The sequence below is a fragment of the Christiangramia portivictoriae DSM 23547 genome (genome assembly GCF_000423045.1).
Taxonomy (GTDB): domain Bacteria; phylum Bacteroidota; class Bacteroidia; order Flavobacteriales; family Flavobacteriaceae; genus Christiangramia; species Christiangramia portivictoriae.
In genome coordinates, this window is record NZ_AUHF01000009.1 from 15,780 (window position 1) to 36,247 (window position 20,468).

Annotated in this window: 25 protein-coding genes and 1 other RNA gene; 15 read left to right on the plus strand and 11 right to left on the minus strand. The window is 39.2% G+C overall.

The window, feature by feature from the left end; all coding sequences use genetic code 11:
* Positions 1-14: 14 nt before the first annotated feature.
* Both G529_RS0107970 and G529_RS0107975 read right to left on the minus strand, forming a co-directional pair.
* Positions 15-308 (minus strand): DUF2752 domain-containing protein, encoded by a 294-nt coding sequence (locus G529_RS0107970; protein WP_026915033.1) that lies wholly within the window; start codon positions 306-308, stop codon positions 15-17.
* Positions 305-2,137 carry a T9SS type A sorting domain-containing protein gene (locus G529_RS0107975; protein ID WP_157514582.1) on the minus strand — a complete coding sequence of 611 codons (1,833 nt, stop codon included), beginning with the start codon at positions 2,135-2,137 and terminating at the stop codon, positions 305-307. The genes G529_RS0107970 and G529_RS0107975 overlap by 4 nt, the downstream gene beginning before the upstream one ends.
* 77 nt (positions 2,138-2,214) lie before the next feature.
* On the opposite strand from G529_RS0107975, the gene G529_RS0107980 reads away from it, so the two are divergent.
* The gene (locus G529_RS0107980) at positions 2,215-2,415 is read left to right on the plus strand and encodes a hypothetical protein (RefSeq protein WP_035695834.1); all 201 of its coding nucleotides are present in this window, start codon (positions 2,215-2,217) and stop codon (positions 2,413-2,415) included.
* Complete coding sequence (locus tag G529_RS0107985; protein WP_035695836.1) at positions 2,415-2,960, plus strand: Smr/MutS family protein; 546 nt, start codon at positions 2,415-2,417, stop codon at positions 2,958-2,960. The genes G529_RS0107980 and G529_RS0107985 overlap by 1 nt, the downstream gene beginning before the upstream one ends.
* Here G529_RS0107985 and G529_RS0107990 read toward each other — a convergent pair.
* Positions 2,957-3,994: a hypothetical protein gene (locus tag G529_RS0107990; RefSeq protein WP_026915037.1), complete on the minus strand. Its 1,038-nt coding sequence runs from the start codon at positions 3,992-3,994 to the stop codon at positions 2,957-2,959. The two genes, G529_RS0107985 and G529_RS0107990, sit on opposite strands and share 4 nt — an antisense overlap.
* A gap of 87 nt (positions 3,995-4,081) precedes the next feature.
* Between G529_RS0107990 and G529_RS0107995 the strand changes: the two genes are divergently transcribed.
* Entirely contained in the window at positions 4,082-5,230 is a 1,149-nt protein-coding gene (locus G529_RS0107995) for a cysteine desulfurase family protein (RefSeq protein WP_026915038.1), read from the plus strand.
* A 67-nt stretch (positions 5,231-5,297) separates the two neighbouring features.
* Here G529_RS0107995 and G529_RS0108000 read toward each other — a convergent pair whose 3' ends face one another.
* On the minus strand, positions 5,298-6,986 hold the full coding sequence (locus G529_RS0108000; RefSeq protein ID WP_026915039.1) for a M23 family metallopeptidase: 1,689 nt from the start codon (positions 6,984-6,986) through the stop codon (positions 5,298-5,300).
* A gap of 185 nt (positions 6,987-7,171) precedes the next feature.
* On the opposite strand from G529_RS0108000, the gene G529_RS0108005 reads away from it, so the two are divergent.
* From G529_RS0108005 to rny, 4 genes are all read left to right on the plus strand, one after another.
* Positions 7,172-7,462, plus strand: a complete 291-nt coding sequence (locus tag G529_RS0108005) for a hypothetical protein (protein ID WP_026915040.1) — start codon at positions 7,172-7,174, stop codon at positions 7,460-7,462.
* A 7-nt stretch (positions 7,463-7,469) separates the two neighbouring features.
* A complete protein-coding gene (locus tag G529_RS0108010; RefSeq protein WP_026915041.1) occupies positions 7,470-7,763 on the plus strand; it encodes a cell division protein ZapA in 294 nt (97 codons plus the stop codon).
* A 51-nt stretch (positions 7,764-7,814) separates the two neighbouring features.
* A non-coding RNA gene (ssrS, locus tag G529_RS16370) (6S RNA) lies at positions 7,815-7,933 on the plus strand.
* Positions 7,934-7,985: 52 nt separating this feature from the next.
* On the plus strand, positions 7,986-9,548 hold the full coding sequence (gene rny / locus G529_RS0108015; protein WP_026915042.1) for a ribonuclease Y: 1,563 nt from the start codon (positions 7,986-7,988) through the stop codon (positions 9,546-9,548).
* A gap of 63 nt (positions 9,549-9,611) precedes the next feature.
* Here the strand turns inward: rny and G529_RS0108020 are convergent, their stop codons facing one another.
* Together G529_RS0108020 and xerD are read right to left on the minus strand one after the other, a co-directional pair.
* Positions 9,612-10,559, minus strand: coding sequence for an aldo/keto reductase (locus G529_RS0108020; protein ID WP_026915043.1), 948 nt, complete (start codon positions 10,557-10,559; stop codon positions 9,612-9,614).
* Between the two features lie 78 nt (positions 10,560-10,637).
* Positions 10,638-11,534, minus strand: coding sequence for a site-specific tyrosine recombinase XerD (gene xerD / locus G529_RS0108025; protein ID WP_026915044.1), 897 nt, complete (start codon positions 11,532-11,534; stop codon positions 10,638-10,640).
* A gap of 110 nt (positions 11,535-11,644) precedes the next feature.
* Between xerD and G529_RS0108030 the strand changes: the two genes are divergently transcribed.
* The 7 genes from G529_RS0108030 (at position 11,645) to G529_RS0108055 (ending at position 15,417) form a co-directional block, all read left to right on the plus strand.
* Positions 11,645-12,250, plus strand: coding sequence for a porin family protein (locus tag G529_RS0108030; protein ID WP_026915045.1), 606 nt, complete (start codon positions 11,645-11,647; stop codon positions 12,248-12,250).
* A gap of 128 nt (positions 12,251-12,378) precedes the next feature.
* Positions 12,379-12,912, plus strand: a complete 534-nt coding sequence (locus G529_RS0108035; protein ID WP_026915046.1) for a porin family protein — start codon at positions 12,379-12,381, stop codon at positions 12,910-12,912.
* A gap of 137 nt (positions 12,913-13,049) precedes the next feature.
* Positions 13,050-13,271, plus strand: coding sequence for a hypothetical protein (locus tag G529_RS16170; RefSeq protein ID WP_051201396.1), 222 nt, complete (start codon positions 13,050-13,052; stop codon positions 13,269-13,271).
* 21 nt (positions 13,272-13,292) lie between these two features.
* A complete protein-coding gene (locus G529_RS16175) occupies positions 13,293-13,583 on the plus strand; it encodes an outer membrane beta-barrel protein (protein WP_051201397.1) in 291 nt (96 codons plus the stop codon).
* A 118-nt stretch (positions 13,584-13,701) separates the two neighbouring features.
* Positions 13,702-14,199, plus strand: a complete 498-nt coding sequence (locus G529_RS0108045) for a hypothetical protein (RefSeq protein WP_026915047.1) — start codon at positions 13,702-13,704, stop codon at positions 14,197-14,199.
* A 77-nt stretch (positions 14,200-14,276) separates the two neighbouring features.
* On the plus strand, positions 14,277-14,702 hold the full coding sequence (gene aroQ, locus G529_RS0108050) for a type II 3-dehydroquinate dehydratase (protein ID WP_026915048.1): 426 nt from the start codon (positions 14,277-14,279) through the stop codon (positions 14,700-14,702).
* Complete coding sequence (locus G529_RS0108055) at positions 14,695-15,417, plus strand: Dph6-related ATP pyrophosphatase (RefSeq protein WP_026915049.1); 723 nt, start codon at positions 14,695-14,697, stop codon at positions 15,415-15,417. Before aroQ ends, G529_RS0108055 begins: the two co-directional genes overlap by 8 nt.
* Before the next feature lie 160 nt (positions 15,418-15,577).
* Here G529_RS0108055 and lpdA read toward each other — a convergent pair whose 3' ends face one another.
* The 5 genes from lpdA to G529_RS0108080 form a co-directional block, all read right to left on the minus strand.
* Entirely contained in the window at positions 15,578-16,969 is a 1,392-nt protein-coding gene (gene lpdA / locus G529_RS0108060; RefSeq protein ID WP_026915050.1) for a dihydrolipoyl dehydrogenase, read from the minus strand.
* Positions 16,970-17,106: 137 nt separating this feature from the next.
* Entirely contained in the window at positions 17,107-17,628 is a 522-nt protein-coding gene (locus G529_RS0108065) for a hypothetical protein (protein WP_035695839.1), read from the minus strand.
* Positions 17,629-17,644: 16 nt separating this feature from the next.
* Positions 17,645-18,037, minus strand: a complete 393-nt coding sequence (gene msrB, locus G529_RS0108070; RefSeq protein ID WP_026915052.1) for a peptide-methionine (R)-S-oxide reductase MsrB — start codon at positions 18,035-18,037, stop codon at positions 17,645-17,647.
* A 1-nt stretch (position 18,038) separates the two neighbouring features.
* Positions 18,039-18,530 (minus strand): peptide-methionine (R)-S-oxide reductase MsrB, encoded by a 492-nt coding sequence (msrB, locus tag G529_RS0108075; RefSeq protein ID WP_026915053.1) that lies wholly within the window; start codon positions 18,528-18,530, stop codon positions 18,039-18,041.
* Between the two features lie 27 nt (positions 18,531-18,557).
* Positions 18,558-19,430, minus strand: coding sequence for an alpha/beta fold hydrolase (locus G529_RS0108080; RefSeq protein WP_026915054.1), 873 nt, complete (start codon positions 19,428-19,430; stop codon positions 18,558-18,560).
* 186 nt (positions 19,431-19,616) lie between these two features.
* On the opposite strand from G529_RS0108080, the gene G529_RS0108090 reads away from it, so the two are divergent.
* Positions 19,617-20,438, plus strand: a complete 822-nt coding sequence (locus G529_RS0108090) for a M48 family metallopeptidase (RefSeq protein ID WP_026915056.1) — start codon at positions 19,617-19,619, stop codon at positions 20,436-20,438.
* Positions 20,439-20,468: the final 30 nt, after the last annotated feature.

Below are 20,468 nucleotides of genomic sequence, written 5' to 3' on the forward strand. Positions count from 1 at the left end.
TAGTTAGTTATTGGTTAATTAAATATATAAAACATTTTGTAGAGATAAGCGCTGGCAATGATGACACCGTTCAAAATGATAAGACCTATTTTGATATTGTAATCCTGTCGAAATTTAACAAACAGGTTGAAGATGACAAAAAGTAGTAATAGTATGATACTGTAGATGGCAGGATACATATAAAATGCAGCCTCAAAATTGCCCTGAAGCAATAAGGCCACAGAACGCTGAGCTCCGCATCCGGTACAATCAATACCAAATACGCTTTTGTTGAGGCAGGGCAGCATGTATTCTTCTATCGAACTCAATTACTAACTCTTATTTTTTTGCTGATCTCTGTTTGATCATGAGTTTTAACCTTCACAATATAAATAGCATTACTCAAATTCCCGGTAGGATATAAAAATTCTTTTTCTCTATTTTGAAAAACCTGCTGGTAAACCTGTCTTCCCTGCAAATCAAACATACTCACCTGTGTGATCCAGCTGTCGTAAAATAGTTTTATTTCCAGCTGTTCCAGTTTGTTATTCTGAAATATCTCCAGAGAATTTAGTAGAACACGTGAAGGTTTGGAATCAAAAACCTTCAGATCTGGTATAACTGGATTTTGAATATCGGGATCTTCAGAATTCTCTTCTGCTGCAGTCTCCTGTGCTTCGTCGCTATCATTCTCATCAATCTCTTCTGAATTTTCTTCCTGCCCTTCAGGTAACTTTTCAATAAAACTCAGATAAAATCGGTTTTTATAGAGTCCTGCTGAAAGGCTTAAACTTAAACTGCCAGATCGAATACCAAAATACAGATCCTGTTCAGCATCATAGATAAAGACCCTGTCTGGATCAAAATTCTGCAAACCTGAAAGACTAAAGCTAATCTCGGCCTGTTCCTTTAATTGCAGAAATAACGGACTCAGTTTTTCGTCAATTTTTGGCTGAACATTAATAACATAGTTCACATTATCTAGATCCCAGAAGATGTCATTGGATTTCTGCTCCATACTTTTAGCATCCATCGCGTGGTCAACTCCGTCTGTAGCCCTATCATTAAAACCAAGGATGAGATTTTTCTCGTGTAAAGAATCAAAGGTGATCTTTAAGGTGAGAGAAATTATTTCCTGTGTTTGCGCATTTTTGAAAATTGGTGTCTGCTCTCCATTATTATAAACCCTGTGACTATTTTTAAAGGACACGATACCATCCTGTTTTCCTATAATCATAAAGCCCTGTCCTATGGGTGACGGACTCCTTTGCATGTCTCTGCCACGAAAAATCTCTGCATCGGTGTCATTCCTGAAGATTGGCGGTAAATACGCTCTAAGACCAGGTGAATATGTGCCATAACCTCCAATGTAATCCGAGAGATAATGAGAATTAACTTCAGCCTTTGAATCCCAGAAATAGGCAATTCCTGTGGTGGCCTTATTTTCAAGTAAAAATCTATCCAGGTCAAATAGGGAGGGATATGGATTACCAATAAGGAGAATCTGATCTTTTTTGATCGGCATCTCAATCAAACCATTATTGGGAATGCCTCTGAAATCGTATAGCTGGGAGTTCCCAGGATTAATCATTTCAGTATCAATCAAATTGAAATTAGCGCCACTTACTCCTTTCATGCTGAAACCTTCGCCAGGGAACAGGTCAAATTGATTTCCCAGGTATTGCCAGCTGGAATAGCCGGTTCCGGCTAAGGTATACAACCATCTGTTCGATATTTGGAGTGGATCAGATTTACCATTAAGCTCTGAAATGAGTGATATTTTCTCCGAGTTTAATACATCTTTTGGTGCATAAATGTAATCGGCGATACTTTGCTCTGTAGTTCTAACGGCTACAGGTAAACTCCAGTAGTTGTAATCGAAAGCTGAAGAGGTGCCACGCTGATAGACTGATAATTTGCCATTGCCTGTATTATTATTTGAATCGCTGTCTCCTTGCAGTAGTCCCGCATGGTTACGCAGGTATATGCCTGCTTTAGAGCCGGGATCCTTTTGATCTATAGAAATTTCTTTCTCTACGTAAAGCAGCCTGTTTTGTACAAAAAGGAAATGTTCTGCTTCCGCAGAAGATGTGACAGATAATTGTGCAAATACAGAGCCCGCACTAAAAATCAGCAGAAAAAGCAAGGTGTGCTTCACGAAAGCTATAAATTTGCAATAAATGTAATCATTAATCGAATTCGCCGAATTCTGTAATATGATTTAATTGTTTGAAAATGAATAATTCTCAGGTCTTAAATACGATTCTCATCTTTGTTGGCGGTGCGCTGCTACTTTACGCGATATCTGTGGATGATGTAAGTCCGTACTTTAAAATAATTGGACTTATCATTATCATGTTAGGTCTTTACCGTGCTACTAACTTCTGGGTTGCGACTAAAGATGATCACGAAGGGCAAAATGAAAAGGATCAATAATGTTGAAAAAAGGAAATAGAGTAGAGGTTATCGATGATGCCCTTTCCGGAGTGGTTCAGGAGATTCAGAATGATCGTGTTACTATTAAAACGGAGGACGGATTTCTAATGCATTTTGAAACCCAGGAACTGGTAAAGATCGAGGATTCGTTTTCCATTGAAGATGTTTCAGATTTCGATATGGAGCAGGTGATCAAGCAAAAAACACCTGATAAGCCTAGAAGATCTGAACGAGTCAAGCCAAAGGAACGTAATGCTCCTCCCATGGAAGTAGATTTGCACATTCATCAACTGGTAAAATCCAGCCGACATATGTCGAACCATGAAATGCTGAATCTACAGTTGGATCATGCCCGTCACAAACTCGAATTCGCCATTCAGAAGCGTATTCCGAAGATCGTTTTTATTCACGGCAAGGGTGAGGGTGTCCTTAAAATGGAGCTGGAATATCTTTTAGGAAGATACTCGAACGTAAAATTTTACGATGCAGATTATCAGAAATATGGCCTCGGTGCTACAGAAGTATATGTCTTTCAGAATTCTTAATTAGAAGTTTCTTCGTCAGTATCCTCTGTTTCATCAGTATTTTCATCCTCTTCTTCTTCGCTGCAATCTAAGTCGTTAGGACATAATTCGAATGGAATATTTGTCTCATTAAGAGAACCCAACTGGTAGGAGCTAAAGCCAATGGTTTCTCCAGATCCATCATCTTTCCTTTCAAGGTTGAAATTACGTAGCGTCACCTGATACCCGTAATTCCTGGTAATATTGTGTGAAATATTTTCATTATGCTGGAAGAATTCAGTTTGCTGATCATTCAGATAATTAGGAAGTCCATCCCCGGTGCTGCTAAAGCTTCCTGGATTGGTTAGTCCATCTTCCTCGCTTACTTCCAGTCTTGTTTCCACGCCATCTCCATCATCATCATCATCCAGATAGTTAGGGATACCATCTTCGTCTGTATCAACTTCTCCATTATCGTCTAATATGGAATCTTCATTAACTAAAAGTTCTACGCGCGTAATAACATTATCACCATCATCATCGCGGTCCAGGTAATCCGGAATTCCATCACCATCAGTATCCTGATGATTAATTCCATCTGGATCCCAACCTTCCTGTAAATTAGAGAGATCATCATCATCTGGATCTGCATCTCCGGTTTCATCTGTAAACCTGGTAGCGATGGTCACAGTTCCATCGGAGCCACTCACATATTCCGTTGTTGGAACCGGATCACTTGGAGGAACTACTTGGCAGAAATAACTATTACCATTAATCTGCCCATCATATATACGGTAAATAACCTTGTTTGTAGTACTTAAAGAGAAAGTGATATTTTCAGATGTATTGGTAATAAAATTTCCAGAATCATCTGTAGTAATATTACTATTGGTGAATTCAACAGATATTGATTCGTTTACGTCATCATTATTGGTAGCGTAAATCACATACTTATTTGGGCCTTCGCAAAATTGTAGTGTACTGTCTTCAAAATCGAAGTCGGTCACAATAATATCTCCATCATCACAGGAAGTAAATAGGCCAAGCAGCGCAATCGCGATCAAAAAACGTTTCATTCTATTGCTTTTTAAACAAAAATACGTGAATCAAAGATATGAGGAAGAGATGTAGGAAGTTATTTTATTTCCTTTAATTTTGCGACCATGAAAAATGTCTATTTTGATTCTGCAGCTACCACCCAGATTCGGGATGAAGTGGTCGATAAAATGACCAGCGTTTTAAAAGAAAACTATGGAAATCCATCTTCCACGCATAGCTTCGGAAGATCTTCCAAAACCTTGATCGAGCAGGCCAGAAAATCTGTTGCCAAAATTCTTAATGTAAAGGCATCTGAGATCGTATTTACTTCGGGAGGGACTGAAGCAGATAATCTTGCATTAAATTCTGCCGTGAGAGACCTGGGCGTTCGCAGAATCATTACTTCAAAAATCGAGCATCATGCGGTGCTTTATACCGTAAACCAACTTCAGAATTGTTTTGATATTGAGGTTGAATATGTTTCACTGGATTCCAGGGGTCATGTGGATTTGAAGGACCTTGAAGAACGATTAAAATCTTCAGATACCAAAACACTGGTTAGCCTGATGCATGTGAATAATGAGATTGGGAATATGCTGGATCTCAAGAAAACTGCACAACTAGTAAAATCCTACAATGCTCTTTTTCATTCAGATACCGTACAGTCTGTAGGGCATTTTGAACTGGATTTCGAAGAAATTCCTGTCGACTTTACCGCGGTGAGCGCTCATAAATTTCATGGACCAAAAGGTGTTGGCTTTGCATATGTGCGCCGAAATTCTGGTTTGAAACCACTGATATTTGGAGGCGAACAGGAGCGAGGACACCGTGCAGGAACTGAAGGCGTGCACAATATTGTGGGTCTGGAAGAGGCTTTGAAACTTGCTTATAAGGATCTGGAAGAAGAACAGGCTTATGTAAAAGGTTTGAAACAGCACTTTATAGACAAGCTGAAGCAGGAGATTCCTGGGGTAAGCTTTAATGGAGCCTGTGAAGATCATACTCAAAGCACCTACACTTTATTGAATGTATGCCTGCCTGTAAGCCAGGAGAAGGCTTTAATGCTTTTATTTCAACTGGATCTTAAAGGGATCGCCTGTTCTAAAGGGAGTGCCTGCCAAAGCGGGAGTGATACAGGTAGTCACGTGCTCAATGCATTCTGTTCTGAAGAGGATTTGAAAAAGCCATCCTTGCGATTTTCATTTTCCCGATACAATACTAAAGAAGAAATTGACTATGTAGTAGCTACTTTGAAAGATTTTATAGAGAGCTAAATGACCGTCTAAACATAAAAAAAAGCCCGGATCATTGATTCGGGCTATTTAATTTTATACCATGGGATTATTTTCTGAAAAACTTCGCAGTATAAGTCGTCGTATTACCTACATTATCATTTACGATGATCTTCAGATCATTTTCAGTTTCGGTCACGACACCATCCGAAAAATAATGCGTGAGCGTATTGTTTTTGTATTCATATTCCATCAAAATGAACTTTCCATTCACCGTTGCCCGAAAATCCTGGATTCCTGAAAGATCATCTGATATTTTAACCTTTAAGGTTTCATTGCCAGAGATCCATTGACCATCGTAGAAATTAACCGGCCTAACGCTCGGGGCATTCGTATCCTGTGCTAATCGATAATTACCAAATGTTCTGGTGCCTGTGGTAAAACGATTTCCTTTTTTGTAGGTCGTAGAATAATTTAATCTTCCGTTATCTGATACACGAGCAATAAAGGTTTTCGCTTTATCTTCTTCGGAAAGGTCGCTTACATCAAAACCTATGGTGAAATTTTTATGTAAAGGTATTTCATCGCGATGTACTCTTACAACATCCTCGCTGAAGCTGATATCAAGAAAGGTATCATTATATAAGCTGCCACCAGGAATATAGACATCCATTTTGCCTCCTTTGGCCGAGAGTCCGTTTTCGCTGGAAGCAAGGTATTCTGTTTCCAGGTTTTTTCTTTTGGTGATTTTATCGCTAATCTGTCCTTTAATGGGAATACGGATAAGCTTTTCATTTCCTTTGAGATCTGTTACTCTTATGGTGTATTGATAATCGAGACTATCCTTGATATTCAATAAACCATCGTTTTGCATATTTCCGTAGATACTTAAAGGGTTGCTTGGCGTTTTATAGAGTCGCTGTATTCTACTTCTATTGGTGGCATAATATTCATAATCGATCAACTGGTTAAGATGTCTGGTTTCAGCAAAAGAAAACTTCTCGAAATTAATTTCGAAAACTTCTTCTCCATTCAGCTTAGATTCTATTTTAAAAACACCGTTCTGATTGTAAGCGCCATCTTGCTGATCTACAGTGGTGATACCAAAGCCTATTTCACCACAAGCTTCAACATCGGGAACAGCAAAAGTTCCATCATTTTGAGGGATCAGTTTTAATTTTTGTCGGTTTTGAGAATTATTTACATGTGCATCTTCACCAAGAGGGTAGGCAAAAAGTCCCTGAATCATTGGCGGTTTTGAGTCGGCAACATCCAAACCAAATAATTGAGCATTCATGGGTCGCTGGCTGCCATCCCTGATTTCGAAATGCAGATGGGGGCCACCGCTACCTCCGGTGTTTCCGCTATAAGCGATCAATTCTCCTTTTTCAACTTTAAGTTCTCCGGGTTCTGGGAAAAGTTCAATTTCGTAAGATTCCTTTGCATATTGCTGCTTCCGTAGATAATCCTTCAGCTTTGGAGATAACTTCTGAAGATGGCCATACACCGTGGTATAACCATTTGGATGTTGAATATAAAGTGCTTTTCCGTAGCCATAATGCTGAATATTGATTCTGCTAATATAACCTTCCGCAGAAGCATTCACCTCAAGACCTTCGCGCTGCTGAGTCTTAATATCGAGACCACTATGAAAGTGATTGGACCTCAATTCACCAAAGGTGCCGGCGAGTACAATGGGTACATTCAGCGGATTTTCAAAATAATCCTGGGGTAATTGTTCTTGGGAGTATACCTGGATATTAACGATCGCTACCAGGAATAATACAGCTTTCTTCATAGATCTGGGGACTTTTTCATTTTTCAAGCAGCTGTAAAGTTAATTAAAGTTCTATCAATATTAAATGGCTTGACTACAGAGAATTACTAACATTGTTCATTAAAATTTCAAAACACCGCAAAAAGTATTGGGATATTAAAAAGCGTATGTTAACTTTGTAAGGGTTCACATCGGTTTGAGCGATTATGAGTGATATGACAGAAATAGTTGATAACCTGGAAAATAAGATCAGTAAGCTTCTACATAGATACGAATCTGTGAGGCAGTCCAATGAAGCTTTGCAACAGGAATTAACTACTGTAAGATCTGAATATGACAAGCTGGAAGAAGATTTACAACTTTCCAGAGATCAGATTCAAACTCTAAAAGCAGCAAACGCGATGCTTGGCAGTACCGAACATAAGACAGAAACGAAGCTCAAGATAAATAGCCTGATTCGGGAAATCGATCAGTGCATCGTTCAGTTATCTGAATAATTTTAGGATGGAAGATAAACTGAAAATTAAAATATCGATCGCAGACCGCGTGTATCCGTTAACCATTCAGCCCAGCCAGGAGGAAGGTTTACGAAAAGCAGCGAAAAAGATCGAGGCGATGATCAAACAGTTTGAGCAAAATTATGCTGTGCGTGATAAGCAGGATGTTTTAGCCATGTGTGCTTTACAATTTGCGGCTCAAACAGAGCAGAAGAATATAGATAAGTCGAGTGAAATGATTGAAGCAGAAGATAAGTTGAAGGAACTTAACAATCTGTTACAGGAACATTTAAGCTCATAAGTTCATAAAATATAATAAAGGTTACTGCCTGTATTAGTGCTTTTTTGATAAACTCAACACGAATTCTTTAAAGAGGGTAAGTCTATGTTGTAAAAGCGTGCCGTGTCCCTTTACCGGGAGAGCGGATTCTTGATCAGCTTGTTAGCCCTAAACTTGATTTTAAGGAGTTTAATCCAAAACACAGCTAATACAGGCTTTTTTTATACATCTAATTCAATATAAATGGAAATACTTATAATAATTGTTGCAGCAGTGGTAGGCCTTGCGTTGGGTTTTGCGATTGCGAAGATGCTTGAAAAGAAACAGGCTTCTAATACTATTACCAGCGCAAAAAAAGAGGCAAATTCTATTATTAAAGAAGCCAAAGCAGAGGGCGAAAGTATCAAAAAGGATAAGATCCTGCAGGCCAAAGAAAAGTTTATTGAATTAAAGTCTGAGCATGAGAAAGTGATCTTATCCAGAGATAAGAAAATTGGGGATGCAGAGAAAAGGATCAAGGATAAAGAGTCTCATGTGTCTAATGAGCTGAATAAAAACAAAAAACTGAACAAGGATCTTGAAGCCCGACTTGCAGATTATAATCATCGCGTAGATTACCTGGACAAGCGCCAGGAGGAGATCGACAGACTGCATAATAGCAAAGTACAGCAACTGGAAGTAATTTCCGGACTTTCTGCGGAAGATGCCAAAGCACAATTGATAGAATCTCTGAAGGATACGGCCAAAGCCGATGCGATGTCCTTAATTCAGGATACAGTGGAGGAAGCGAAGCTTACTGCACAGCAGGAAGCAAAAAAGATCATTATTAATACGATCCAGCGAATTGGTACCGAAGAAGCAATAGAGAACTGCGTTTCTGTATTCAATCTTGAAAGTGATGATGTAAAAGGCCGAATTATTGGTCGTGAAGGTCGAAATATTCGTGCGCTGGAAGCTGCTACCGGAGTAGAGATTATCGTGGATGACACCCCGGAAGCGATCATTTTAAGCTGTTTCGATTCGGTTCGTAGAGAAGTAGCAAGATTATCCTTGCATAAATTAGTGACCGATGGTAGAATCCACCCGGCACGTATCGAAGAAGTAGTTAAGAAAACACGCAAACAGATCGAAGAAGAGATCATCGATATCGGTAAAAGAACCGTGATCGATCTTGGTATCCATGGTTTACAGCCAGAATTAATCAAAATGGTAGGGAGAATGAAATATCGTTCTTCTTATGGTCAGAACCTACTGCAACACTCGAGAGAAGTTGCCAAACTTTGTGGGGTGATGGCTTCAGAACTTGGATTAAATCCAAAGCTGGCTAAGAGAGCCGGATTACTTCATGATATTGGTAAAGTACCGGAGACGGAGACTGAAGTGCCTCACGCGATCCTTGGTATGCAATGGGCAGAGAAGCATGGTGAGAAGCCAGAAGTATGCAACGCCATTGGAGCTCACCACGACGAGATCGAAATGAATTCACTGTTATCTCCAATTGTACAGGTATGTGACGCCATTAGCGGGGCAAGACCGGGAGCAAGAAGACAGGTGCTGGATTCGTACATACAGCGTTTAAAAGACCTTGAGGAAATAGCCTTTGGTTTTGGCGGAGTAAAGAAAGCTTATGCGATACAGGCTGGACGTGAACTTCGAGTGATCGTTGAAAGCGAAAAAGTATCAGATGATAAAGCTGCTAATCTATCGTTTGAGATCTCGCAGAAGATCCAGACAGATATGACCTATCCAGGTCAGGTTAAAATTACTGTGATTAGAGAAACCAGAGCAGTGAACGTTGCAAAGTAAACGTTAGAAACATACAAAAAAAGGCCGTTCGTAAGAACGGCCTTTTTTTTGAGTTCTGTACTCCTAATCATTATAAATGTTCTCATACGAGTTTCCTTCCATTTCAAAGAATTTCCCGGTAACATACCTGAAATGATCATCCAGATCTGCGATCTGTTTTAGATCCTCTTCATCAAGCTGGAAACCGGCACTTTGTAGGTTTTCCTTGATCCTTCCTTCATTGGTTGATTTTGGGATTACAGCAGTACCTCTTTGCTCGCTCCATTTGATAAGGATCTGTCCCGCAGATGCACCGTGTTTCTTAGCGATCTTATTGATCACCGGGTTTTCAAGTAGAGAAGGTTCATTGTCGGCTTTCATTTCATCGCTCCGATCACCACTTCCCAGCGGAGAATACGCAGTAACATTGATCCCATTCTTACTGCAGAATTCCAGCAGTTTATCCTGCTGCAAATAAGGATGCAGCTCAACCTGGTTCATTTCAGGTGCGTGGTCTGTATCTTTCATAAGTTCCTCCAGTTTTTCTATACTGAAGTTCGAAACTCCTATATGTTTCACCAAACCCTGCTCTTTGGCTTTTACCATTTCCTTCCAGGTTTCGATCAATGGTACTTCCTCCAGAGATAAGAAGTCATCGGCCTTTTCTGGAAAGGATACCTCAGGTTTAAATGCAACCGGCCAGTGAATAAGATAAAGATCAAGATAATCCAGCTGTAAGTCTTTTAGAGTTTGTTTTAAAGCTGGGATAACATCTTCCTTCTTATGGGCATTGTTCCATAATTTAGAAGTAACCCAAACATCTTCACGTCTAATATCGCCTTTGCCAAAAACTTCAGCGAATGCTTCTCCAACTTCAGCTTCGTTACCATATGTAGCAGCGCAGTCAATATGTTTATATCCATTGTTCAGGGCGACCTTTACAGCCTTAGCAACTTCACCTTTTTCAGATTTCCAGGTTCCAAGACCTATAGCATCCATCTGGTCTCCGTTTTCAAATTTTAAAGTCTTCATAATTCAATTTTTCTATGAAGTTAAGAATTTACAGAGGGAGCGAAAAGTCCTGAAAATGGTTTAGCAGAACTTTAATACCTAGCGGCGAGGATGGAAGCTTTCCATGACTTCTCTCAAATGCGATCTGTCCACATGTACATAGACTTCAGTAGTAGTAATGCTCTCATGACCCAACATTTGCTGAATGGCTCTTAGATCTGCCCCGTTTTCCAGTAAATGTGTGGCAAAGGAATGACGAAAGGTATGCGGACTCACTTTCTTCTGAATACCCGCTTCCGCAGTAAGCTTTCTAACGATTGTAAAGATCATGGCGCGGGTCAACTGTCTGCCTCTTCGGTTTAAAAAAAGGGTATCACTAAACTCGTCTTTGATGGGTTGGTGAGGACGAACTTCATCTTTATAAATATTGATGTATTTAATGGTGTAGTCTGAAATGGGTACAAAACGCTGTTTATTGCCTTTCCCGGTTATTTTGATAAATCCTTCATCGAAGAACAGATCAGAGAGTCTGAGTTCGGTAAGTTCTGAGACACGTAATCCACATCCATATAAAGTTTCGATCATTGCCCGGTTTCTTTCGCCTTCAGCTTTGCCAAGGTCTATAGCACGAATAATCCGGTCGATTTCTTCCGTAGAGATGATATCGGGAAGTTTTCGTCCTGTTTTTGGAGATTCTATGAGTTCCATAGGATTTTGAGCTCTGTAATCTTCGAAGACCAGGTAATCAAAAAAGCTTCGCAGCCCCGATATCAACCTTGATCGAGAACGGGCATTTAGACGTGCAGAAGCATCATATATGAACTTTTGAATGATTTCTTCGGAAATATGATCAGGACCAATGTTGATTTCATTAACATTTAAAAACTTCTGAAGCTTCTTCACATCCAACTGGTAGTTCGAGATGGAATTATCTGACAATCCACGTTCAAGCTTCAGGTAGTTGGTATAATCCTTCAAGGCGTGCTCCCATTTCATGTGTTAAAGATACTGATAACGCGGTATTAGTCTTAATAATACTTTATGCTTGAGTAACTTTTTGTTAACAGGTTGTATCCTACTTTTGGCGGAAATAAAAATTAAAAATGATGAAAAAAACAGTTTTATTAGTAGCCGTTGCGTTGATGGGATTTGTGTCTAATTCGTTCGCACAGGAAAGTTGGAGTTTTGGTGTGAAAGGTGGTGTAAACTTTTCTACTGTAACTGGAAATTACTTTAATGATCCAAGTCATAGAACAGCATTCAACCTGGGAGTTCTTGCTGAAATTCCTGTAGCAAACAGACTATCCATACAGCCAGAGGTATTATACTCTGCTCAGGGATACGATTTTGCTTCGATCGATGAAGATAACATTTTCGATATTGATGATAATATTGAATATCAATTGGATTATATCCAGGTACCAGTACTTGCCAAGGTTTACGTAACTGATGGATTGAGTGTTCAGGCTGGTCCTTCTTTTAACTTTAACGTGAATGAAGAGATCGATTATGCTCCAACCGAAAATGGAGGAGATATTGATCTTGAAGATCAGGTAAAGGATTTCGAAATTGGTGGTGCTGCAGGTCTTGAGTACAAGTTGAATAATGGATTCTTTATCCAGGGTAGATATACTTACGGATTTACTGAAGTATTTGAAGGATCTGATGCTCACAATTCAGTTTGGCAGGCAGGTATTGGATACCAGTTCTAGTCTATTGACAAATAAGTATACAAAAGCGGACATTGTCCGCTTTTTTATGTAAGAAATTCTGAGAGAAAATTTTTACGAGTATATAATATTATTAGTTTTGGCGATCTAACTACAAATTCAATCAAGTAATGTTAAAAACAATTATGTGTGCGATGGCATTCACCATGCTGTCATTATCTTCCTTTGCGCAGGAATCAACTTTTGGTCTTACCGCAGGGTATTTAAATGCTGAGTACAAAGTAAGCGAAGAGACTGTAAGCTTTTCTGATGACGGATCTGGTTTTTATGTTGGAGTTTTAGCCGACTTCGAATTGAACGAATCATGGCATCTTGTTCCCGGAGTAAATTATGGTAGAGTGGAAGAGACCAATCTTTTGTTTATTCCTGTAATGGCGCAGTACCATATCGCGAACTCGGGATTCTTCCTTCAGGCCGGTCCACAAGCGACATTGAACCTTGAAGAAGATCCAGGTAAATACACAAATACAGTGGGTGTGGATGCAGGTTTTGGTGTAGGTTTCGAGATCAATGAGAATTTCTTCGTAGAAGCTAAGTACGCGCTTGAACTCACAAACAGGTTCGCGGATAGGGTAAGAGAGATAGATGATGAATTTAAACTGAATTTAAATACGTTCACCGTTGGAGTAGGCTATAAATTCTAGATTTTTCTTTTCTAAAGTATTGAAACCGAAGAGATTCTCTTCGGTTTTTTTAATTATAAACGTTAGTCGGTAATATTTCAGAAAAAGCTCCGTTTTCCTTGTTATATCTTACATCCAACCTATATAAATTATTATCCATGTTTAAAAAAGTCATGTTGATTGCAGGTTTTACAATCCTTTCTTTGTCATCTTTCCCCCAGGAAACTTCTTTTGGAGTTACAGCGGGTTATTTGAACTCAGTCTATTCCATAGAAGATGAACTTTATAACCGTAATCTCAGTGAATCTGGATACTATGTTGGTGCCTTTCTGGATATAAGCCTTAGTGAATCATTAAATCTTGTACCCGGTGTTAATTAGTCAAATTCTCATGTTTCTAATATGCTGTATGTACCGCTGATGTTGAAATACAAAATTGCTGATTCTGGTTTCTATCTCCAGGGTGGGCCGCAGTCATCTATAATTTTTGATGAAAAACGCATTAGACACAACCAGGATTTTGGTATTGATCTGGGTTTCGGCCTTGGGTATGATATTAACGAACATTTTTTCCTGGAAGCTAAATACTATCACGAGGTAACGAATAGATTTAAAGATCATGAATTTCATACGTCTAATGATCTCAAAGAAGGAATCAATTCATTGATGATAGGAGTTGGCTACAAATTCTAGCACATTTAAAACTTGAATTCTTAAGCGAAGATGTAATCTTCGCTTTTTTTTAGAATAAACCTGAATCAATTTCGTTATTGTTGATATTACGCTTGCGACTGCTAAAACCTATCTAATTATGCTGAAATCTATAAATATCTTATTGGTCCTAACTGTATATTCAACCTGTGTCGTTGCCCAGGAAAGCGAGGAATTTCACCTAACACCTGAAGAAAATCGTGCTAAAATTAATTTTGAAGGACAGCAGGCGCAGGTGAAATATTACCATGAAAAAAACCTTGAAGCTGATACTTTTGAACTTGGTAAAATTTTACCGGGCTTAAAGTTACAGCCACATCAGGTAAGGTATGAGAACCCGACCAGCTACACAGATAAGATGGGATATAATCTGAAATATCAATTAGGCACTTCAGACTTTTCAATGATGATGGGCCGTCAGGAGATCATCTACTCAAATATTAATGGTAAGAGAGACTATGATTTTACCACAGTTCTTGGTATAGAATACGAAGTAAATAAGAATACCTCTTTAGAAGCCGTTCAATTTTTTGGTTTCCAGAATCTAAATTCTGGAAAAGCCATTCTCCAGTTCAGTATATACCTGTACAACCTTTAAACTTCAAATTCAGAACATCGTTTTAATACAATAACATCTAACTCTCCATTTTCTTTAGAATTCATTAATTTCACCTTATGAAATTATTGATATTAAATGGGCCTAATCTCAATTTGCTGGGTAGCAGAGAGCCCGATACTTACGGCAACAAAAGTTTTGAAGATTACTTTTCAGAACTTCAGTTCAAATTCAGAAACATTGAGCTTTCATACGATCAAACCAATATTGAAGGAGAATTGATAGATATGATCCAGAAGGGCCAGGAAGACTTTGATGGGATCATACTCAATGCAGCTGCTTATACTCATACTTCAGTAGGAATAGGCGATGCAGTCGCGGCGATTAGCATTCCAGTGGTTGAGGTTCATATTTCAAATACTTTTTCCCGTGAGGAATTCAGGCATAAATCATATATCGCACCCAATTCAAAAGGTGTTATCGTTGGCTTCGGGCTACAAAGTTATGACCTGGCCATTCAAAGTTTTTTGAAGGAGAATGAATAAGGCTTACATTAACTGGAGTAGTGGCAAAGATGCAGCCATGGCTTTGTACTATGCCCGCCAGAAACGGCAGCTGCAAGTAGGAAAGCTGGTAACGAGTCTGAGTGCAGATGTTGATAGAGTTACCATGCACGGGGTGCGTAGAGAATTATTGCTACAACAGACTCGCTGCATCGGTATGGATCTGCAAATTATAGATCTTCCTGCCTATGCGGGAATGGAAACCTATAATCAGAAGATGGCTGAAGCTACAAAACAGTTAAAAGCAGAAGATTATTCTCATGCGATTTTTGGCGATATATTCCTTGAGGATCTACGAACCTATCGTGAAGAGCAATTACAAAATGCTAACATTCAGGCGGTATTTCCTTTATGGAAACTCAACACAAAAGAATTGATTCAGCAGTTTATAGATCTCAAATTTAAAGCGATCGTGGTTTGTACCAATTCCAAAGTGCTTGATGATTCTTTCTGCGGAAGACTTATCGATAAAAAGTTTATCAAAGATCTGCCCGAAAATGTTGATCCCTGCGGAGAAAACGGAGAATTTCACAGCTTTGTTTACGACGGACCAATTTTTAAAAGTCCTGTTGAATTTGAAATAGGAGAGAAGGTAAAGCGATCCTATTCTTCTGCGGAAGATGAAGATGATTGTCATAGCGATACTGAAAAATCCTGGAATACGGAATTCTGCTTTTGTGATCTTCTTCCGAAGTAAAATTTCCAAATAGTATCTATTTCGCTAAGCTGAATTGAACTTCAGTAGAAGCTAGAAATATGATCATCGTGATTCTTTGTATAGTCTAGCATATATCGCATTAAAATAAAAAACCCGCCTTCATTTGAAGGCGGGTTTTATTATATAATAAGTTTGCTTCTTACAAGTGGATTACTTCATCGTAAGCAGCAGCTACAGCTTCCATTACCGCTTCACTCATTGTTGGGTGTGGGTGAACTGCTTTTAGTACTTCATGGCCTGTTGTTTCAAGTTTTCTACCTAAAACGGCTTCCGCGATCATATCGGTTACACCGGCACCAATCATATGGCAACCTAACCATTCACCATACTTGGCATCGAAGATTACCTTTACAAAACCATCTTTCTTACCAGAGGCGCTCGCTTTTCCTGAAGCTGAAAATGGGAACTTACCAATTTTCAATTCATAGCCAGCTTCTTTTGCCTGCTTTTCAGTCATTCCAACTGAAGCAATTTCAGGAGTAGCATACGTACATCCAGGAATGTTTCCATAGTCAAGTGGTTCTACATCCATTCCTTTGATCTTTTCAACACAAAGAATCCCTTCCGCAGAAGCAACGTGTGCCAGCGCTGGTCCGGCTACCACATCTCCAATGGCGTAAACTCCTGAAACATTTGTTTGATAAAAATCATTCACGAGAATCTTGTCCTTATCTGTCTTGATCCCAAGATCTTCAAGACCAATATTTTCAATATTTGTTTTAATTCCTACTGCAGAAAGTACGATGTCTGCTTCCAGAGTTTCTTCTCCTTTTTTAGTCTTTACTTTAGCTTTTACCTTATCGCCAGACTTCTCCACGCTTTCTACGGAAGAATTAGTCATTACTTTAATTCCGGCTTTCTTGATGCTTCTTTCGAATTGCTTTGAAACTTCTTCATCCTCTAAAGGCACAACGTTTGGAAGGTATTCAACCACCGTTACTTCTGTACCCATAGAATTATAAAAATGTGCGAATTCCACGCCAATCGCTCCAGAACCAACCACGATCATCTTCTTTGGCTGCTTTTTAAGAGTCATCGCTTCACGGTAACCAATTACGGTTTTACCATCCTGTTTAAGATTTGGCAATTCTCTTGATCTTGCTCCGGTTGCAATGATAATATTATCTGCCTGGTACTCGGTTTTCTTGTCTTTACTGTTGGTAACCTCGATCTTCTTTCCAGATTTTAGTTTACCAAAACCTTCAATAACATCGATCTTGTTCTTCTTCATTAAGAACTGAACACCTTTGCTCATCCCGTTGGCAACATCTCTGCTTCGCTTCACTACCGCATCAAAATCCTTATCTGGATTTTCTAGTTTCAGACCATAGTCTTCAGCGTGTTTCAGGTATTCAAAAACTTCAGCACTTTTTAATAATGCTTTGGTTGGAATACATCCCCAGTTTAGACAAACTCCACCAAGACTTTCCTTCTCCACAATAGCGGTTTTGAAACCAAGCTGAGAAGCGCGAATGGCAGTCACATATCCACCTGGGCCACTACCTAAAACTATAATATCATATTTAGTCATATTCAGAATATTTTGATTCGGTTAACGAAGTTGCGAATTTAAGGAATTTCAGCTTAAACTAAAAGCTGAGAAGACCCATTATAAAATGAAAAAAGCCTGCTTGAATCAAGCAGGCTTTTGATATGAATAATTGAAGATTATTTTACTTCAAATCTTTTGATATCTGAATCATTAAGATCAAGAGAAGTTTTTACCGACTGGTAATCACTTACGTCCAAATTGTTATCCTGAGCATAATCTACCGGTAATACCACGATCTTAAAAATTTGATCCTGAGTATATCGTTCTCCCAGGGTACCAAGATCGATATTACCCTGAAGGTATATGTTCACGTCAAAATCTGTATGATTATAATTATACTGAAATTCTCCATCATCAAAATAAATGGTTTGCGGGATCAGGTTCCAAACATCGGTCCCGTCGTCCACCAGCTCCAGCCAGTAAACTAAAACAACATCAGATTCAAGTACTTCGATGGAGGATGGAATATCTGCAAAAACTGAGTAATCCGGATCATTAAAATCTGCTTCGATCTCAAAGGCCTGTCCAACGATGTTAACACCATCCTGTCCCGGAGGTCCTGGAGGTCCAACTTCACCGTCTGAAGAACACGCGATGATCGTACTCGCTATTAAAATAAGTGATAGTAATTTTTTCATGATAAATCTATTTATATTATTGATTAAAGTTGATGCTTGCCGAGTTCACGCAGTAACGCTGACCGGTCTCTGTAGGTCCATCATCAAAAACGTGGCCAAGATGGCTTCCGCAGTTAGAACAAAGGATTTCTGTACGTATCATTCCGAATGTTCTATCCTGAATATATTCGATTTTTCCATCAATAGCATTGTCGAAACTCGGCCATCCGCAACCACTTTCAAATTTCGCATCACTTTCAAATAACTGCTCTCCACAGGCAGCACACTGGTATTCACCGTCCTCAAAGTGAAGATTGTATTCGCCAGTATGAGGCGCCTCAGTCCCTTTCTGTCTTAAAACTCTATACTGTTCCGGAGTAAGCTTTTCTTTCCACTCTGCTTCGGTCTTTTCTACATTATATTTCTTCATCTTATTTGTTTTCGGGTTCGAAGTCCATGGCAACTCCATTAATACAGTGACGTTTTCCAGTAGTCTCTCTAGGACCGTCGTTGAAAACATGGCCTAGATGTCCGCCACACTTTGCGCAATGCACTTCATCACGCTGGTATCCCAATTTAGTATCGCTTCCATAAGCTACACCACCTTCGATCGCGCGGTCAAAACTTGGCCAGCCGGTACCACTTTCAAACTTATGCTCATTTTCGTACAGTTCGTTTCCACAAGCTGCACAAACAAAGGTTCCGGCTCCTTTAACATCAAGTAAATCGCTGCTAAATGGCCTTTCGGTGGCTGCTTCTCTTAATACAGCGTACTCTTGTGATGTCAAAGCCGCTTTCCATTCTTCTTTTGACTTGGTTACCTCATACGATTTAGAACTTTCTTTGGAAGCATCTTTTTGAGCATTTCCATTGCAACTGAAAAGGAAAGTTGCCATTGCACTTAGTATTAAAATCTTTCTCATCATTTTATTTTTTGTTTAAAATTACAATTATTGTGCCGCTATAAATCCTGTAATTTTGTTAATTACCTCAGGATTACCCAGTATTCGCCGGTGTCCCAGATTTTGTGTTACCATCAATTCACTGTTCTCCATAACCTCGTGAATTTCGTAAGCTGAATTAATTTCTACATCTACATCATGTTCATCGTGAATAATAAGTGTAGGAGTGCGAACTTCCTTGGCAGACTCTGCTCCAGACAAACTATCCATATCCTGCTTAAACTTACCATCCAGATAAGCTTTCATCTTTTTGGCCACCTTATCATTCATTTTCATGTTTGAAGCAAAATTTTTCGTGATTTCAGTAACATTGTTCGCAGTTCCTATCAAAATCAGTTTATTGGTTTTCATTCCATCTTTGATTGCCCTAAGTGAAGACATGCCTCCAAGAGAATGTCCTATAACAGCTTCAAAGGGACCATATTTATCGTCCAGAAATTTTACTGCTTCAATAAAGAAAGGCATCATGCTCATTTTTCCAGCTGCCTTTCCATGACCGGGAGCATCAAAACTTATAGTTTGATACCCTTTGCTTTTTAATGCTGAAGCAATTTTAGCCAGCTGAGTCCCTCTGCCACTCCAGCCATGCACCAATAGGATCTTCTTTGAAGAGCTTCCATAGCTGTAGGTCACGATTTCACGATTCATGGAAGGCACTAGTAATGTTTCCTGCACCGTATTTTTATCCATCTCTTTCTCTCTCTCCGGAAGTTTATAGCGAAATGGTGTAAGGAACAGTTTGGCCGCGAATCTACTGGCCAGAAACGGACTTACCTTGGTTAAAATTTGGGATGTAGTTAAAATATACTGCGGAACCAATAGTCTTTGAACCGGTATGTTTTCTTTGGTATTTTGGGTCATTTTGGTGCGTTCTGATAATGTGGTTTACTCAAGTATTGCAAATTCCTATAGTCCTGCAGGCCTTGCAAACACTACAAATATCAACAATGGTATTGTTTTTGAAACTGCTTTTATTGTTAAATCATACTTAATTGAACTCGAGCGGCTTTACAGCTTTTGTACTTTTATGTATCCAAAACCAACGATATGAAAATTAAGAATGCCTTTTTAGGTTTAAGTGTGCTGCTATTAGTAGTATCATGTAAGACCAATCCATTTACTGGAGAGAAAAATTTAAACTTCGTTTCCAACGATCAATTATTCCCAACTTCCTTCGAGCAATACAATCAGTTCTTAAATGAAGCTGAAGTTGTCAATAATACAGAAGAAGCCAGGAAAGTAAAAAGACTGGGTGATGATATTGTAACTGCTGCGGAAAGATACCTGAACGCGAACGGTTACCAGGGTTTTATGAATGACTTTAAATGGGAATTTAATCTCGTAAAAGACGATCAGGCTAATGCTTTTGCGATGCCAGGTGGTAAAGTGGTAGTATATACCGGTATCCTGGATGAAGCTGAGAATACGAATGGTCTTGCAACCATAATGGCGCACGAGATAGCCCACGCACTTGCAGATCACGGTGCGCAAAGAATGAGTGCCGCGCAGTTGCAACAACTGGGAGCAGTAGCAGGAACTGTTGCTGTTAGTGGTCGAAGTGAAAGTACACAGCAGATCTTTGCTCAGGCCTATGGATTGGGTACTACAGTAGGAGTGATGCTTCCTTTTAGCAGAGGTCACGAATCTGAAGCGGATAGAATTGGATTAACACTTATGGCCATTGCCGGATATGATCCAAGAGAAGCTCCGGAATTATGGAAAAGAATGCAGGCGAATAGTGGGGGACAGGCTCCGCCAGAATTTTTAAGCACGCACCCTTCAAATCAAACAAGGATCAATAATCTTACTCAGTGGGCTCCTGAAGCTATTGCTGAAGCTAGAAAATATGGAACCACTACTTTTAAATAGGATAGTCTAAAATTAAAATTGAAAAGCCAC